The organism is Streptomyces sp. NRRL WC-3605 (genome assembly GCF_001509795.1).
Classification (GTDB): domain Bacteria; phylum Actinomycetota; class Actinomycetes; order Streptomycetales; family Streptomycetaceae; genus Streptomyces; species Streptomyces viridochromogenes.
This window is the reverse complement of sequence record NZ_LLZN01000058.1, coordinates 52,272-67,551: the sequence shown is the minus strand read 5'-3', so window position 1 is coordinate 67,551 and position 15,280 is coordinate 52,272. Positions and strand designations below refer to the sequence as shown.

Below are 15,280 nucleotides of genomic sequence, written 5' to 3'. Positions count from 1 at the left end.
CCATGAGCTCATCCACCGTCCGCCTGACCGTCGCCCAGGCGCTGGTGCGGTTCCTGTCCGTGCAGTACACCGAGCGCGACGGTGCCCGGCACCGGCTGATCGCCGGCACCTGGGGCATCTTCGGGCACGGCAACGTGGCCGGTGTGGGCCAGGCGCTGCTGGAGGCGGGCGAGGAGGCCATGCCGTTCCACCAGGGGCGCAACGAGCAGTCCATGGTGCACGCGGCCGTCGGCCACGCCCGCCAGCTCAACCGGCTCTCCGCGCAGGCGGTCACCACGTCGATCGGCCCCGGCGCCACCAACCTGGTCACCGGCGCGGCCCTCGCCACCATCAACCGCCTGCCGGTCCTGCTCCTGCCCGGCGACTACTTCGCCTCGCACGCCCCCGACCCGCTGCTCCAGCAGCTGGAGCACCCGACGGAGGCGGACGTCTCGGTCAACGACACGCTGCGCCCCGTCTCCCGGTACTTCGACCGGATCACCCGCCCCGAGGCCCTGATCCCGTCCGCGCTGCACGCCATGCGGGTGCTCGCCGACCCCGCCGAGACCGGCGCGGTGACGCTGGCCCTCCCCCAGGACGTGCAGGCGGAGGCATACGACTGGCCGGAGGAGTTCTTCGCCGAGCGCGTCTGGCCCGTACGGCGTCCCGCGCCGGACCCGGCCGAGCTGGCGGCGGCCGTCGAGGCGATCCGCTCGGCGCGGCGCCCGCTGCTCGTCGCGGGCGGCGGCGTGCACCACAGCGAGGCAGAAGACGCGCTGCGGCGGTTCGTCGAGGCGACCGGCATCCCGATGGCGTCCACGCAGGCCGGCAAGGGCTCGCTGCGCCACGACCACCCCGCCGACCTCGGCGGGATCGGGCACACCGGCACCTCGCCGAGCGACGGCCTCGCCCGCGCCGCGGACCTGGTGATCGGCGTCGGCACCCGGTACACCGACTTCACGACGGCGTCCGGCACCCTCTTCCAGAACCCGGACGTGCGCTTCCTGAACGTCAACATCACCGGTTTCGACGCGCACAAGATGTCCGCGCGGACGCTCGTGTGCGACGCGCGCTCCGGGCTCACCGCCCTCACCGAGGCGCTGGCCGGGCACCGGGTGGACGCCGCCTACGAGGCGGAGTACCGGGCCGGGCGGGAGCGCTGGGACGCGGTCGTCGAGGCCGCCTACCGGGCCGACGACGACACCACCGTCCCGACGCAGACCCAGGTGCTGGGCGCGCTGGACACGGTCGTCGGCGACGACGACGTGGTGATCAACGCGGCCGGTTCGCTCCCCGGAGACCTGCACAAGCTGTGGCGGGCGCGCTCACCGCGCCAGTACCACCTGGAGTACGGCTACTCCTGCATGGGCTACGAGATCCCGGCGGCGATCGGCGTCCAGCAGGCCGCGCCGGGCACCCCGGTGTGGGCGCTGGTCGGGGACGGCACGTATCTGATGATGCCGACGGAGATCGTGACCGCCGTGCAGGAGGGCCTGCCGGTCAACGTCGTGCTGATCCAGAACCACGGCTACGCCTCCATCGGCGGTCTGTCCGCCGAGACCGGCGGCGAGGGGTTCGGCACCGCCTACCGCCACCGGGCCGCCGACGGCGGCTTCACCGGCGCCCCGCTGCCCGTGGACCTCGCCGCGAACGCGGCCAGCCTCGGCATGGAGGTGCTGCGCGCCAAGACCGTGGGCGAGCTGCGGGAGGCGCTGGCCGCCGCCCGTGCCTCGGACCGGCCGACCTGCGTGTACGTCGAGACGGACACCACGCGGTCGACCGCGCCGGGCGCCGAGGCGTGGTGGGACGTCCCCGTCGCCGAGGTCGCCGGGCGCGAGGCCGCCGTCGAGGCCCGCGAACGCTACGACCGGCAGGTCACCGCCCGCCGCCACCACCTGTGAGCCGTCCTCCCCCGCTCCCCCCTCTGCTCCCGGAAGGTCCCCGCGTCCTCATGAAGACCCTCACGCACTGGATCGACGGCAGGCCCGTCGAGAGCACGTCCGGCCGCCACGGCGGCGTCGGCCTCGTTTTCCCCAGCGATTCCTGACCCGGACAGGGAGGTTCGTCCGATGGCGAGGACCCGTGGCGCCGCCCGCGCAGGATCCCGGTCCGCGCTGGACCCGCTGGACTTCACCCTGGACCGGGGCAGTCCGGTGCCGCTGTACCACCAGTTCGCGCAGCAGCTGGAGGCGGCGATCACCCGCGGGGCGCTCGCCCCGGGCGACCTGCTGGGCAACGAGGTCGACCTGTCGGTGCGGCTGGGCCTGTCCCGGCCCACCGTCCGGCAGGCCATCCAGTCGCTGGTCGACAAGGGACTGCTGATCCGGCGGCGCGGGGTGGGCACGCAGGTGGTGCACAGCCAGGTGAAACGCCCCCTGGAGCTGAGCAGCCTCTACGACGATCTGGAGGCGGCCGGCCAGGGTCCGACGACGCGGGTCGTCCGCAACGAGCGCGTCCCGGCGCCCGCCGGCGTGGCCGCCGCGCTCGGGGTCGCGGAGGGCGCCGAGGTCACGGTCCTGGAGCGGCTGCGCAGCACGCACGGGCAGCCGGTGGCGATCCTGTGCAACTACCTTCCGGCCGACCTGCTGGACCTGGACACGGCCCGGCTGGAGGCGACGGGCCTGTACCGGATGATGCGGGCGGTCGGCATCACCCTGCACAGCGCCCACCAGACGGTCGGCGCCCGCCGCGCCACCGCCGAGGAGGGCGCCCGCCTCGGCGAGCGCAAGGGCGCGGCCCTGCTGACGATGCAGCGCACGGCGTACGACGACACGGGGCGGGCGGTGGAGTACGGGACGCACATCTACCGGGCGTCGCGGTACGCGTTCGACTTCCAGTTGATGGTCCGGTCCTGATCCGGCGACTCCACTTGACCATTTGTCCGATAGGAGCAGAATAAGCACGTATACGTCGTAAGCATATGGCGTCGACACCGCCCGTCCGGGCATCCGCCGCAGCCCCTCCGCGGAGACGGCATCATGAACACGAACAGCACCCGACTCGACGACCGGACCGCCCTCCTGGCGCGGCCGGACGACCATCCGCGGCGCCGGGCGGAGGACCGCCCGCCCCCTCGGGCCACCGTGAGCCTGGTGGTCCCCGCCCTCAACGAGGCACGCAACATCCCCTGGGTCTTCGAGCAGATCCCGGACTGCGTGGACGAGGTGATCCTCGTCGACGGCTCCTCCGTCGACGCCACCCTGCACATGGCCCGGGACTGCCTGCCCGCCGTGCGCAGCGTCCCGCAGCGGGGCCCCGGCAAGGGCAACGCCCTGCGCACCGGCTTCGACGCCGCGAGCGGCGACCACATCGTCATGATGGACGCCGACGGCAGCATGTCCCCCGGCGAGATCCCGCACTTCCTGCACTTCCTGGACCACGGGTACGACTTCGTGAAGGGGTCGCGGTTCATCGCGGGCGGCGGCTCCCTGGACATCACGCGCTTCCGGCAGTTCGGCAACCGCGTCCTGCTGGCCGCCGTGAACCACCTGTACGACGCGTCGCTCACCGACCTCTGCTACGGCTTCTGCGCTTTCCGCCGCAGCTTCCTGGACGACCTCGACCTGCACTCCTCCGGGTTCGAGATCGAGACCGAGATGATCACGCACGCCCTGTGCTCCGGACTGCGCATCGCGGAGGTCCCGAGCCTCGAACTGCCCCGCCGCAGCGGCCGGTCCAACCTGCACGCCCTCTCCGACGGGCAGCGCGTGCTGCGCACCCTGCTCGCCGAGCGGCCGGCGGCCTGGAAGGCGGCGAGGGCGGAGCGGGGCGCGGCATGAGCATCGCCCGCCCGCCTCGGCCGGCCGCTCGCCGCCGTACCCTCGCGAGCGCCCCGCACCCGAGGGCCCCGTACACGCCCGTCGACGTGGTCGACATGGACCTGGCGCGGCCGCACGAGTTCCGCCCGCCCGGCGGCCAGGGATCGGTCCGCCCCCGTGCGCCGGTCCTGGCCCTGGTGCGGCGGCGGGGCCATCCGCTCGGGCTGGTCTCCGCGACCGGCGGCGCCGACAGTCCCGCCGGCCTCTGGCTGGCCCTGGCCGACGCGGCCACCCGGCACCAGCACGCCGACTCGCCCCCCGACCGGCGGCCGGCGTCCGCGGCGCGGTCGTTCGCGACACCGCCCGCCAGCGTGATCGTCGCCACGCACAACCGCCCGGAGATGCTGCGGCAGTGCCTCGACACGCTGCTGCGCACCGAGTACCCGTGGTTCGAAGTGATCGTCGTGGACAACGCCCCCGCCGACGACGCCACCGCGCGGCTCGTCCTCGGCGAGTACCGGCACCGGCTGCGCTACCTCAGGGAGCCGAGGCCCGGTCTGGCCCACGCCCACAACCGGGGGCTCGCGGCGGCCCGCGGCCACATCGCCGCTTTCACCGACGACGACACCCTGGTCGATCCGCTCTGGCTGCCGGCCCTCGTCGAGGGCTTCGCCCGTGACCCCCGGACGACGTGCGTCACCGGCCTCATCGTCCCGGCGGAGCTGCGCACGGCCGCGCAGAACGCCCTGGAGCGGCACGGGCAGTTCGCCAAGGGGTACGAGTTCCGGACCTTCTCGCTGCGGCATCCGCCGGACGACCCGCTCTTCCCGTTCACCGCGGGACGGTTCGGCTCCGGCACCAACATGGCGTTCCGGGTGGACGCGCTGCGCGCCCTGGGCGGCTTCGACCCGGCGACGGGCGTAGGCACACCGGCGCGCGGCGGGGACGACCTGCTCGCCTTCTTCCGGGTCCTGGCGGCCGGCCAGACCCTCGCCTACCAGCCCGACGCGGTCGTCTGGCACCGCCATCGCCGCACCCGCGACGCCCTGGACGGGCAGGCGTTCGGCTACGGTGCCGGGCTCGGCGCCTATCTGACGGCCGCTCTGGTCCACGAGCCCCGTATGCTGCCGGCCCTGCTGCGCGCGCTGCCCAGGGGTGTCCTGCTCGCCCTGACCCGGGCCCACGGCCGGCTGGCCGAGGACACCGTCTGGTCGCGGCGGCTCGCCCTGCTGGAGCTGCGCGGACTGCTGTACGGGCCCTTCGGCTATCTCCGCAGCCGCCGGCTCAACGGCGCGGGCGGCGGACCGCACTGAGGAGCGGGCCGTGTACGCCCCACGCGACCTCGGCCAGACGGGACGCACCGGCGCCCCGGCGGGCGCCGTCGGGCAGGGCGGCCGCCGCTCGGCCGTGACGGCGGTGCGCGCCGGGGTGGCCCGGGTGCTGCCGAGCGAGCCGCTGGTGCGCAACGGCCATCTGCTGGCCATCGGTTCGCTGGTGAACGCCGGAGTGGGCTCCGTCTTCTGGCTGTTCGCCACGCACTGGTACGACGACGAGGACGTGGGGCTCAGCTACTCCGCGCTCTCCGCCTCCCTGCTGCTGGCCAACATCGGCCAGCTCAACCTCAACGACTTCCTCATCCGCTTCCTGCCGTGCTCGGGCCGCCACACGCGCAGGCTGCTGCTCGCCAGTTACGCGGTGAGCGCCGCCTGGAGCGCCGTGGTCGCCGCCGTCTTCGTCGCCCTCGTCCCCCTCCTCGCCCCCGACCTCGGCTTCCTGCGCCATCCGGCGCTGGGTGCCTGCTTCGTCGCGGCGACCGCCGCCTACACGGTCTTCGTCCTCCAGGACGGCGCCCTCACCGCGCTGCGCCGGCCCGGCTGGGTGATCGCGGAGAATCTCGTCTTCGCCGCGGCCAAGATCCTCCTGCTGGCCGCCGGGGCGTTCCTGGCGGTGCGCTCCGGCATCCTCATGTCGTGGGCGGGCGCCCTGTTCGTGTCCCTGCTGGTGGCCAACTACCTGCTGCTGCGGCGGGCGGTGCCGAGCCACGAACGGGACGCCCCCGGATCGGCCCGCCCGCCGCGGCTGCTGCGCTACGCCGCCGCCGACTACAGCGGTTCGCTGTTCCGCATGGCCGCCTACACCCTGGTGCCGCTGCTCGTGCTCAACACCCTGGGCCCGGACCAGAGCGCCTACTTCTCGCTCGCCTGGATCATCGGCTACGTGCTGTTCCTCGTGGTGCGCAACATGGGGAGCTCCCTCGTCGTCGAGGTCGTGCGCCGGCCCGAACGGCTCGTCGAGCACGGGCTGCGGGTGCTGCGCCACTCCGGGACGCTGCTGGCGGCCGGGGTCCTCGTGATCGTGGCGGGCGCCCCGTGGATCCTCGCCCTGTTCGGGCCGGGCTACGCCGAGCACGCCACCACCGTGCTGCGTCTGCTGGCGCTGGCCGCGCTGCCGAACCTGGTGTTCAGCGTGGCCGTCGACGTGCTGCGCGCCCGCCGCCGGATGCGTCTCGTGGTCGGACTGCAGGTCGCCCTGTGCGTCCTGGTGCTGGGGCTGTCACGGGTGCTGCTCCCCGTGCTCGGCGTGACGGGAGCCGGTGTCGCCTGGCTCCTCGCCGAGTGCCTGGTCGCGGCGCCGCTGCTGCTGCTCCGGTCCCGCTGGCTGGTGCCCACCTCCGGGAGTACCTCATGAACACCGCCCCGAGCCTCTCCGTCGTCGTGTGCGCGTACACGCTCGACCGCTGGGACGACCTCCGGGCCGCGCTGGCCTCGTTGGAGTCCCAGCGGCGTCCGCCCGACGAGATCGTGCTGGTGATCGACCACTGTCCCGCCCTCCACCGGCGCGCAACCGAGCGGCTGACCACGGCCCGTGTCGTCGCCAACCGGGAGCGCCGGGGCCTGTCCGGAGCGCGCAACACCGGGGTGCGGACCGCCGTGTCGGACGTGGTGGCCTTCCTGGACGACGACGCCGTCGCCGAACCCTCCTGGACGGAACGGCTGCTGAGCCGCTACGACGACCCCCGGGTGGCCGGCGTGGGCGGGCTGGTCGTGCCGTGGTGGCAGTCCGGGCGCCCGGCCTGGTTCCCGCCCGAGTTCGACTGGGTGGTGGGGTGCTCGTACCGCGGACTGCCCCAGGAGGCCGCGCCGGTGCGGAACTTCATCGGGGCCAACATGTCCTTCCGCAGGGAGCGGTTGCTCGCCGCGGGCGGCTTCCGCACCGACCTCGGACGGGTCGGCACGCGTCCGCTGGGCTGCGAGGAGACGGAACTGTGCCTGCGGATCACCGGCCGCGACCCGGGTGCGGTGCTGCTCTACGACCCCACGGCGGCCGTCCGCCACAAGGTGCCCGCCCGGCGCGCCAGTTGGTCGTACTACCGCTCACGCTGCTACGCCGAGGGGCTGTCCAAGGCCGTGGTCGCCCGGCACAGCGCCGGAGTGACCGCGCTGTCCAGCGAGCGCGCGTACCTGCGCTCGACCATCCCTCGTGCCGTCCGCCAGGCGCTGCGCCCGGGCCGCCCGGCGCCGGCGCGCACGGTCGCCGCCCTGTCACTGGGCGTCGGCGCCACCGCCGCCGGGTACGCCGTGGGTACGGTGCGGGCTCCCCTGGCCAGGTGATCCGGTGTGCCGTGCCCTCCCGTCCCCGTCTTCGTGTACCACTCGGTGTGCGCCGACCCCCCGTCGTGGATCGCCCCGTTCACCGTGCGCCCCGACGCCTTCGCCGAGCAGGTGCGGCTGCTCGCGGACGCGGGGCTGACCGTGGTCCCCCTGCGCAGCCTCGTGTCGGCGCTGCGCGGCGGGCCGCCCCTGCCGCCCCGGCCCGCCGTGCTGACCTTCGACGACGGCTTCGCCGACTTCCGTACCGCCGTGGCCCCGCTGCTCGCCGCGCGGAACCTGCCCGCGACCCTGTACGTCGTCACCGACGCGCTCGGCACACCGGTGCCCGGCGCGTTCCCGCCCGCCGCCATGCTGACCTGGCGGGAGCTGCGCGAACTGGACGCGGCGGGTGTCGAGATCGGCGGGCACACCCGCACGCATCCCCAGCTGGACGTGCTGCCCCGGCACCGGGCCCGCGCCGAGATCGAGGGCTGCAAGGCCCGGCTCCAGGACGAACTGGGCCATCGCGTCGACGCCTTCGCCTATCCGCACGGCTACTCCAGCCGCCCCGTCCGGGAGCTGGTGCGGGAGGCGGGCTGGACGTCGGCGACCGCCGTCCGGCACGGCTTCAGCTCGGCCGCGGACGAACCGATGCGCATCGCCCGGCTGATGGTGCGCGCCGACACCGGTCGGGAGCGGTTCCGGACCTGGGCGCGGGGTGCGGGAGCGCCGGTGGCCCCGTTCCCGGAGCGGCCGCGGACCCGGGCCTGGCGTGCCTACCGGCGGTTGCGGGCGGGCGTCGGCCGCCCCTACCCGGCGCTGCCCCGCTCCGCGGTACCGCCCTGAGCCGGCCGGTCACGGCTGCCAGACGCGGACCCGGTCCACCGTCATCCGGGCCTCGTCGACGGAGGACGGCGGCGAGGCGGGGACCCCCACCGCCAGGTTGAGCAGGACCTCCATGGGGACGTGCGGGATCCGCTCCGGTTCGGTCACCCGGAACCGCCGCACACCGTCCACGTACCAGCTCAGCTCGTCCGAGGTCCACAGCAGCCCGAACTCGTGGTAGCGGTCGGGGAAGTCGACGGGTCCGAAGGTGCCCTTCGCCCGTTCGTCGGCCTCCGGGCCCTTCCAGTGCGTGTACATGGAGACCTCCCGGGTGGTGCCGAGGAACTCCATGACGTCCAGTTCGGGCGGCGTGAACCGGGACGCGGGCATCAGCCAGAACGCCGGGAACATGCCCGCCTCCCGGGGGATGCGGACGGCTGCCTCGAAGTAGCCGTAGGTGAAGGTCTCGCGGGGGTCGCCGTACCAGTCGTCACGGCCGGTCGAGATCATGCCGGACCGCCAGGGGTAGGTGGTGCCGTCGCTGCCCCGGGTGGTGCGCCGCTGCGCGGTCAGCGTCAGCGCGCCGTCCCCCACGCTCACCTGCTGGGGCAGGTACCACTGTTCCTCGGCGTTGCCCGCGTTGGTGCAGCCGTCCTTGTTCCAGTCGTAGCAGGTGGCCCACCGGTCCGTGTCGAGCCGTGTGCCGTCGAACTCCTCGCGCAGCACGAGCTTCCAGCCGCTCGGCACGGGCGATTCCGCCGCCGGGGCCCCGTCGGTGCCGCAGGCCGCCGCGAACAGCAGTCCCAGGGCGGCCAGGGCGGTCCACAGACGGCGGGGTCCCACAGCCCTACCGCCGTTCCCCGGGCAGCAGCGCCAGGACGGACGTGACGGCCGCCAGGACGACGAGCGCCAGGACCATCGTGAACCCACCGATGAGGTACAGGGCCACGGAGACGACCACGGCCAGACACGCGCTCAGCACGAGGGTCAGCAGGCCGGTCTCCAGGAGCGCCGGCCATCCCGCGTCGGACCGCGACGTGAGCCGGGTCCAGCGCACGGCCGCCGCCCCGGGCCCCAGCAACAGGAACGCCGTGGTGACGAGCACCCGGAAGGCGGACGCGTCCGGCGCTAGGGCGGCCACGGCGACGGCGACCCACCCGGAGAGCGCGAGAGCGAGCCGGACCCGGCGCCCCTCGACGCTCCGCGCCGCCCGCGCGCGCAACACCGTCATGGCTGCTCCCAGTTGTCCGGGTTCTGGTACCGGTAGACCACGGCGTCCTCGTTGCGGTAGACGGGCACGAAGCCCCAGGTCTCCGACATCTGGCCGGTGAGCCGCCGCACCGTGTCGGCGGGCAGGGCCCCGGTCAGGTACAGCTCGGCCTCCTGGGCGCGGCTCAGCAGGATGTACGCGGGTTCGCGCACGGTCGCGCCCTCGATGAACGGCTCCAGTCCCCGCAGGGGGTTGTCGGCCACCCGTCTCATGTCCGCGGTGTCCTGCTCGTTGAGCTGGATGCGGGGGTGGAGGTCGTAGTTCGTGTCGAGGCCGGGGACGTCCGAGGTGAGCGTGACGATCAGCGATCCGGGTGGGGTGGTCGCCGTGATGAAGCGGGCCGCCGCCACCTCGTCCTCGGTGAAGCGGTTCGCCGACTCCTTGCCGTAGTAGCCGAACAGCAGCCCGCCGACCATGGCCAGCAGCACGGGCCAGACGGCGAGTGCCCGCAGCCGGGGGCGCCGGTCCCAGCGGAACAGCAGGGCGGCCACCATGAAGGCGGCGGCGGGCAGCGCGAACAGGAAGGCCCGGAAGATCATCTCGCCGCCGTAGGCGTTGGCCGCCAGGACGGGCAGCGGGGCCAGGACGAGCAGCGGCATGCCTGTGCGGCGGGTCCAGGGGCGGGCGGCGAAGGCGACGGCGGCCAGCAGGAAGACGGCGGCGGACAGGCCCCGGTCGATCCAGGACACCAGGATCTGTCCCGGCGCGGCGTCGCCCAGGGCGGCCAGCCCGGAGGCCACGTTGGAGTCCGGCTCGGTCAGCGCGTTCACGAACTCGCCGATGTGGCCGAAGACATACGGCCGCGCGACGGTGGTGTCCCACAGGACGGTGAGCAGCGTGGCAGAGCCGAGCACCGGGAGCGCCACCCGCCGGTTGCGGCGGGGGATCGACAGCGCCGCCAGGGCGGTGACCAGCATCAGCGGGGTCAGCGGATGGGAACAGATGATCGCGGCCTGGATCAGTACGACGGCCGCGAGCCGGCCGACGGGCCAGCCCGCGATGGCGGGTCGCCCGGATCTGGCGGCGGCCGTCGGCAGCTGCCGCAGGACCAGCGCGATCACCGTCACGAAGAGCAGGAACGCGAACGCCTGCGGGGCGAAGTAGTCCTGTCCCACCCAGGAGCAGGAGTAGTAGACCCAGACCGCGCCCCAGATCAGCCTCCGGTCCCGCGTCACCGCACGGTAGGCCAGCAGCAGGGGGGCGAGCAGCAGGGCGTTGAGGACCGGCGGGGTCCACACGGCGTACCCGAGGGCGGACTCCAGTCCGGTCGCCTGCACCACCAGGGCGTTGAGGTGGAAGAAGCCGGGCCACTGGTCGTAGACGTCGAGTTGTTCCGCGCCCGGCACCCGGCCGTCGTTGCGGATCATCGCGTCGACGACGGCGACGTGTTTCCACGCCCAGCCGTACCGGAGCGTGGAATACAGGAGGCACGGTGTGGCGTGCAGGACGGCGATCAGCCCCAGCACATAGGCCGCGTACCAGCCGCCGGGGGTGCGCCGGTCGGACAGGGCCACGCAGAAACCCGTGACGAGCAGGCCGAGGGCGACCCAGAAGAGGACGGGGAGCACCTGGAGCAGGCCCAGGTCGTCCATCCGGTCCAGCCGGACGCCGCGCAGCGAGAGCAGCCACAGCGCGAGGGCGAGGGGCAGCGGGACACGGGCCGCCCAGTGCAGCGTCCTGGAGCGTGAAGACACTGCTCGGGGGAGCTGGGAGGCACCGGGCAGACGCGCCTCGACGCCGGTATGCGGCGCCGTCCGGTCGTTCGTCAGCGTCGAACGCCTGCCCATCGGGTCGCCTCCCGCACGGCGACTCGCGCCGCCTGTTCGAGGCATTGGTGCTAGAAATCAGGATAGTTCCGTTTTATGAGCCCGGCAGTGTGCGACGGCCGGGTGCGCGGGGCGGTACGCCGGCCCTTCCTCACCGCAGTCGTCCCCCGTCCGGAAGGAGCGCAGTGAGACCACGAGTGAGGCCGTCGGTCCGGCCGGGCCGCCGTACGAGGACGCTGTTCGCCGGGGCCGCCGCGCTGGCCCTGCTGGGGCCGGCCGCGGGCTGCGGTGGCTCCGGGGACGAGGACGGCGGTGTCCCCCGGCCGGACCACGTGGTGGTGGTCGTCGAGGAGAACCGCAACTACGAGAGCGTCATCGGCTCGTCGCAGGCGCCGTATCTCAACGAACTGGCCCGCACGGGCGCCAACCTCACCCAGTTCTTCGCCATCACGTACCCGAGCCAGCCGAACTACATCGCCCTGTTCTCGGGCTCCACCCAGGGCGTCACGGACAACGACTGCCCGCACGACGTCCCGGGCCGCAGCCTCGGCTCCGAGCTGCTCCAGGCCGGACTGACCTTCGTGGGCTACGCGGAGGACCTGCCGAGGGTGGGCTACCGGGGCTGCGTCAGCGGCGCGTACGTGCGCCGGCACAACCCCTGGGTGAACTTCACCAGCCTGCCGGCGTCCGTCAACCGGCCCTTCACGGACTTCCCGGAGGACTACTCCGAGCTGCCGACGGTGTCCTTCGTGGTGCCGAACCTCGACAACGACATGCACGACGGGAGCGTCCGCCGGGCCGACACCTGGCTGCGGGACAACCTCGGGGACTACGCCCGCTGGGCGATGACCCACAACAGCCTGCTCGTCGTCACCTGGGACGAGGACGAGGGCGGCGGCGACGAGGACAACCACATCCCGACGGTCGTGGCCGGCGAGCCGGTCCGCCCCGGCGACCACGACCAGCCGAACAACCTGTACGGCCTGTTGCGTACCCTCCTGGACGCCTACGGCCTCGAACCGCTCGGGCACAGCGCCGACGCGAAGCCCCTCGACATCTGGAAGGACTGACGCCCGCGACGGCGTGTCAGGCGTCCTGGAAGCGGATGACCCGTTTCGCGGTCTCCCGCAGCGCGTGCTCGGCGGCGGAGAGCGGCAGCCGCTCCCGGAAGCAGAGGGGGGTGGCGAGGCTCCGCGCCCCGAAGTTCGCCTTGTAGCGGGCCAGCGAGGACCCGGGTGCGGAGTCGCCCATGTCGTACCGGTCGCAGCCCGCCGCGCACGCCTCCTCGATCGCCAGGTGGTGCAGCAGGGCGTTGGCGCGGCAGGGGTGGGCGAGCTCGCGGTCCATGGCGCCCCGCCAGTACTTGGCGTGCCCGGCGTGCCGCAGTACGACGATCGACGCGCAGGGCATCCCCTGGTACCAGGCCACCCAGATGGCGCAGGACTCCCCGAACCGTTCGGCGACGGTGTCGAGCCGGCTGCTGGGGAAGTCGTGCCGTCTGCGCAGCCGGGCCAGCGCCAGTGGTTCGTGCTGCCGGCCGGCCCAGCGTTCGATCGACTTCTCGTACAGGCCGTAGAACACGGGCGCGAGGCGGCCGGTGCGGTCCACCTCCACCTCGACGTCCGTACGCTCGGCCCGGCGCACGTCCCGCCGCACCTGCGTGTGGTAGCCCCGCCGTACGGCCTCGATCCCGCCGGCGAGGTCCACCACCTGGGTCGTCCGCGGCTCGACGCGGAACGCCGCGGGGGCCGCCGCCGCCCACAACTCGCCGTCGCCGGGGCGCAGTCGCAGGCCCACCCGGAGCGCGGGCCGCCGCAGGAGGTCGTGGAGGACGGCCCGCGCCTTCTCCGGTCCGGCGTCCCCCTGCACGACGGGCCCGCCGATCCCCCATCCGGCCGGCCAGGACTCCGTCGCGTCGAGCCGACCGGGCCGGTGCCGGCCGGCGAGCGGGACCACGATCCGGGTGCCGTCGCCGAACTCGTAGAGCCGGCCGGCGTCGCGGTGGTGTCCGGTGGCGCACAGGCAGTCGAGCCAGGTGGGCGTCTGCGTGACACGGCAGTGCGGGTCCTGTGCCGCCACCTCCCACCAGACGTCCCGGGGGACGGGGGTGATGATACGGGCCGGGCCGGCACGGACGCCGGAGTGGGTGGGCACGTCGGCCTCCTCGGGGACGGACGTCGTGGTCAGGGCGCCGGGCGGGCTGCCACCTCGTCGAGCACGGGCACCACGTTGTCGGCGACCCAGCGGTGGCTGCGGCCGTAGCGGGCCGACTTGCGGGCGTTGCCGGCGACGTGCCAGAGCCAGGTGAGCAGGGTGAGCGCGACCTGCCCGCGCGGGTCCGGGCCGAGCGCGCCGGCCTCGGAGAGCAGCAGGCGGTCCCCGGGCGGCAGGGTGCCGGCTCGGACGACGTCGGCGACGAGGTGCCCGAACTGCCGGCGCTCCCGCTGGTGCCGCAGGGTGAGGACGAAGGTGTGGCAGTCGAGCACGCAGGGGCCGTCCGGGTCGGCGCCCGCCCAGTCGATCAGCCCGCGCACCGCACCGGCGCCGTCCGTCAGCACGTTGCCGGGGTGGAAGTCGCCGTGGGTCCATCCGACGAGCAGCCGACGGCCGGCGAGGTCGTGGGCCAGGCGCTCCCGCAGCGCGCCGAGGGCCGCCGCGCCCGGCCCCCGGCGGCACCAGGGGATCTCGTCGGCGAGCACGGCCACCCGGGTGTCGACCCAGTCGCCGCCCCAATCCGCCGCCCGGGCGCCGCGCCCGGTGGCGCGGTGCAGCCGGCGGATCTCGGCGAGCGCGGACAGGGCGACCGCGCGGCCCAGGTGCGGGGAGCGGCGCAGCAGCGTGTCGGCGGGGACGCCGGGGAGGCGGCTCTCCACGACGAGGGAGGGACGCGGCCCCTCCAGGCGGCACAGTTCGAGGGCGGGGAGCAGTCGCCGCCAGTCGCCGAGACGCTCGTCCGCGGCGAGGCGCCGCACGGTGGCGCACTCGTCCGTGAGGGAGTCCACCGCCCGCGCGCTGCGCGGGTGTTTCACCAGGGCGGGCGGGTCGCCGTCGAGCTCGAACACGAGGAGGTCGGAGAAGGTCCGGCGGGCGCCTCGGGGGTGCCCCGCGCCGAGCGAGTCGGCGAGGGCGAGCGCCGTCCGGGTGTCGGCCGGGCGCGTCAGGAGTCCGGCGGGCCGCAGGGGCAGCACGCCCCGCAGTGCCCGGGTGAGCGTCATCCGGCCCCCTTCCGGCCGGTCGGCGGGCCTCTCCTACGGGCGCCGGGACGGGCGCAGCGTGTCGCTGAACGGCGTCTCGGGCCGCTGGAGGCGTTCGCCGTCCAGGGTGATGTCGACGGCCTCGTTGTAGAACGCGAGCAGTCCCTTCACGGGGGCCACGGCCGCCAGTGGCGCGTCGTAGCTCCAGAGGACGTTCGCGGGGACCTCGCCCTCGCCGTGCCAGGTCCAGTACCGGGCCGTGCCCTTGTACGGGCATCCCGTGCTGTGGTCGGTGGGCTCGAAGAGGTCCAGGCGGACGTCCTCGCGGGGCAGGTAGTAGCGGGTGGGCAGCCCGGTCTCGAAGAGCAGCACGGGGCGCCGGCTGTCGGCGACGACGGTCCCCTCGATCTCGACGCGGACGTGGCGGCCGCTGGGCAGGGCGTCGACGCGTTTGTGCGGGTCGCGCGGGTGGATGAAGATCTCTTCCTCCTCCTCGAACCAGTGGTCGAGTCCGGTGCCCCGGCGCCGGAACCACTCGAAGGAGATGTGCCCCGCGAGGTCGGCGGCCGGGAACGTCCAGGCCGCGTTCTCCAGGACGTCACCGCCGGCCAGGAGGTCGTAGAAGACCTGCGATCCCGTGTGCCGGCCCGGTGTGGGGGCGCTCGCGGGGCGCAGGAGGTCCGTGCGGACCTCCTCGCGCGGGAAGGAATAGCAGGGGACGGGGACATCGGGTTCCCAGACGAGGACCGGGTGCCTGCTGTCGACGACCGTGACGTCGGCCTTGAGGCCGCGGACCCAGCGCTCGCTCGGCTCCCACAGGAGGCCCTCCGGGGTCGTCCGCACGGACCGCTCGGTCGGGAACAGAGGCATGCCCACTCTCCTTCGGCTCCTCTTCGGA

At 74.0% G+C, this 15,280-nt stretch carries 14 protein-coding genes; 8 read left to right on the top strand and 6 right to left on the bottom strand.

The features are described from left to right. Positions 1–2: 2 nt before the first annotated feature. From iolD to ADL34_RS18620, 7 genes are all read left to right on the top strand, one after another. Positions 3–1,880, top strand: coding sequence for a 3D-(3,5/4)-trihydroxycyclohexane-1,2-dione acylhydrolase (decyclizing) (gene iolD, locus ADL34_RS18650; protein ID WP_062668880.1), 1,878 nt, complete (start codon positions 3–5; stop codon positions 1,878–1,880). Between the two features lie 168 nt (positions 1,881–2,048). Next, on the top strand, positions 2,049–2,834 hold the full coding sequence (locus tag ADL34_RS18645) for a GntR family transcriptional regulator (protein ID WP_062668879.1): 786 nt from the start codon (positions 2,049–2,051) through the stop codon (positions 2,832–2,834). Positions 2,835–2,957: 123 nt separating this feature from the next. After that, positions 2,958–3,758 (top strand): glycosyltransferase family 2 protein, encoded by an 801-nt coding sequence (locus tag ADL34_RS18640; RefSeq protein ID WP_062668878.1) that lies wholly within the window; start codon positions 2,958–2,960, stop codon positions 3,756–3,758. Next, positions 3,755–5,050, top strand: a complete 1,296-nt coding sequence (locus ADL34_RS18635) for a glycosyltransferase (RefSeq protein WP_062668877.1) — start codon at positions 3,755–3,757, stop codon at positions 5,048–5,050. Before ADL34_RS18640 ends, ADL34_RS18635 begins: the two co-directional genes overlap by 4 nt. Positions 5,051–5,060: 10 nt before the next feature. Continuing rightward, on the top strand, positions 5,061–6,425 hold the full coding sequence (locus ADL34_RS18630) for a lipopolysaccharide biosynthesis protein (RefSeq protein ID WP_062668876.1): 1,365 nt from the start codon (positions 5,061–5,063) through the stop codon (positions 6,423–6,425). Next, positions 6,422–7,348, top strand: coding sequence for a glycosyltransferase family 2 protein (locus tag ADL34_RS18625; protein WP_062668875.1), 927 nt, complete (start codon positions 6,422–6,424; stop codon positions 7,346–7,348). Before ADL34_RS18630 ends, ADL34_RS18625 begins: the two co-directional genes overlap by 4 nt. A gap of 6 nt (positions 7,349–7,354) precedes the next feature. Next, on the top strand, positions 7,355–8,173 hold the full coding sequence (locus ADL34_RS18620) for a polysaccharide deacetylase family protein (RefSeq protein WP_062668874.1): 819 nt from the start codon (positions 7,355–7,357) through the stop codon (positions 8,171–8,173). Positions 8,174–8,182: 9 nt separating this feature from the next. Here ADL34_RS18620 and ADL34_RS18615 read toward each other — a convergent pair whose 3' ends face one another. The 3 genes from ADL34_RS18615 to ADL34_RS18605 are packed head-to-tail and all read right to left on the bottom strand — an operon-like array spanning position 8,183 to position 11,209. Then, positions 8,183–8,995, bottom strand: a complete 813-nt coding sequence (locus tag ADL34_RS18615; RefSeq protein ID WP_062668873.1) for a glycoside hydrolase family 16 protein — start codon at positions 8,993–8,995, stop codon at positions 8,183–8,185. A gap of 4 nt (positions 8,996–8,999) precedes the next feature. Then, entirely contained in the window at positions 9,000–9,383 is a 384-nt protein-coding gene (locus tag ADL34_RS18610) for a hypothetical protein (protein ID WP_062668872.1), read from the bottom strand. Then, positions 9,380–11,209 carry a hypothetical protein gene (locus ADL34_RS18605; RefSeq protein ID WP_062668871.1) on the bottom strand — a complete coding sequence of 610 codons (1,830 nt, stop codon included), beginning with the start codon at positions 11,207–11,209 and terminating at the stop codon, positions 9,380–9,382. The genes ADL34_RS18610 and ADL34_RS18605 overlap by 4 nt, the downstream gene beginning before the upstream one ends. Positions 11,210–11,373: 164 nt before the next feature. Between ADL34_RS18605 and ADL34_RS18600 the strand changes: the two genes are divergently transcribed. Next, the gene (locus tag ADL34_RS18600; RefSeq protein WP_234375047.1) at positions 11,374–12,258 is read left to right on the top strand and encodes an alkaline phosphatase family protein; all 885 of its coding nucleotides are present in this window, start codon (positions 11,374–11,376) and stop codon (positions 12,256–12,258) included. Between the two features lie 16 nt (positions 12,259–12,274). Here ADL34_RS18600 and ADL34_RS18595 read toward each other — a convergent pair whose 3' ends face one another. The 3 genes from ADL34_RS18595 to ADL34_RS18585 are packed head-to-tail and all read right to left on the bottom strand — an operon-like array spanning position 12,275 to position 15,252. Then, positions 12,275–13,342: a GNAT family N-acetyltransferase gene (locus ADL34_RS18595; protein WP_062668869.1), complete on the bottom strand. Its 1,068-nt coding sequence runs from the start codon at positions 13,340–13,342 to the stop codon at positions 12,275–12,277. Positions 13,343–13,371: 29 nt separating this feature from the next. After that, entirely contained in the window at positions 13,372–14,403 is a 1,032-nt protein-coding gene (locus tag ADL34_RS18590) for an aminoglycoside phosphotransferase family protein (RefSeq protein WP_062668868.1), read from the bottom strand. A 33-nt stretch (positions 14,404–14,436) separates the two neighbouring features. Beyond that, complete coding sequence (locus tag ADL34_RS18585; RefSeq protein WP_062668867.1) at positions 14,437–15,252, bottom strand: DUF427 domain-containing protein; 816 nt, start codon at positions 15,250–15,252, stop codon at positions 14,437–14,439. Positions 15,253–15,280: the final 28 nt, after the last annotated feature.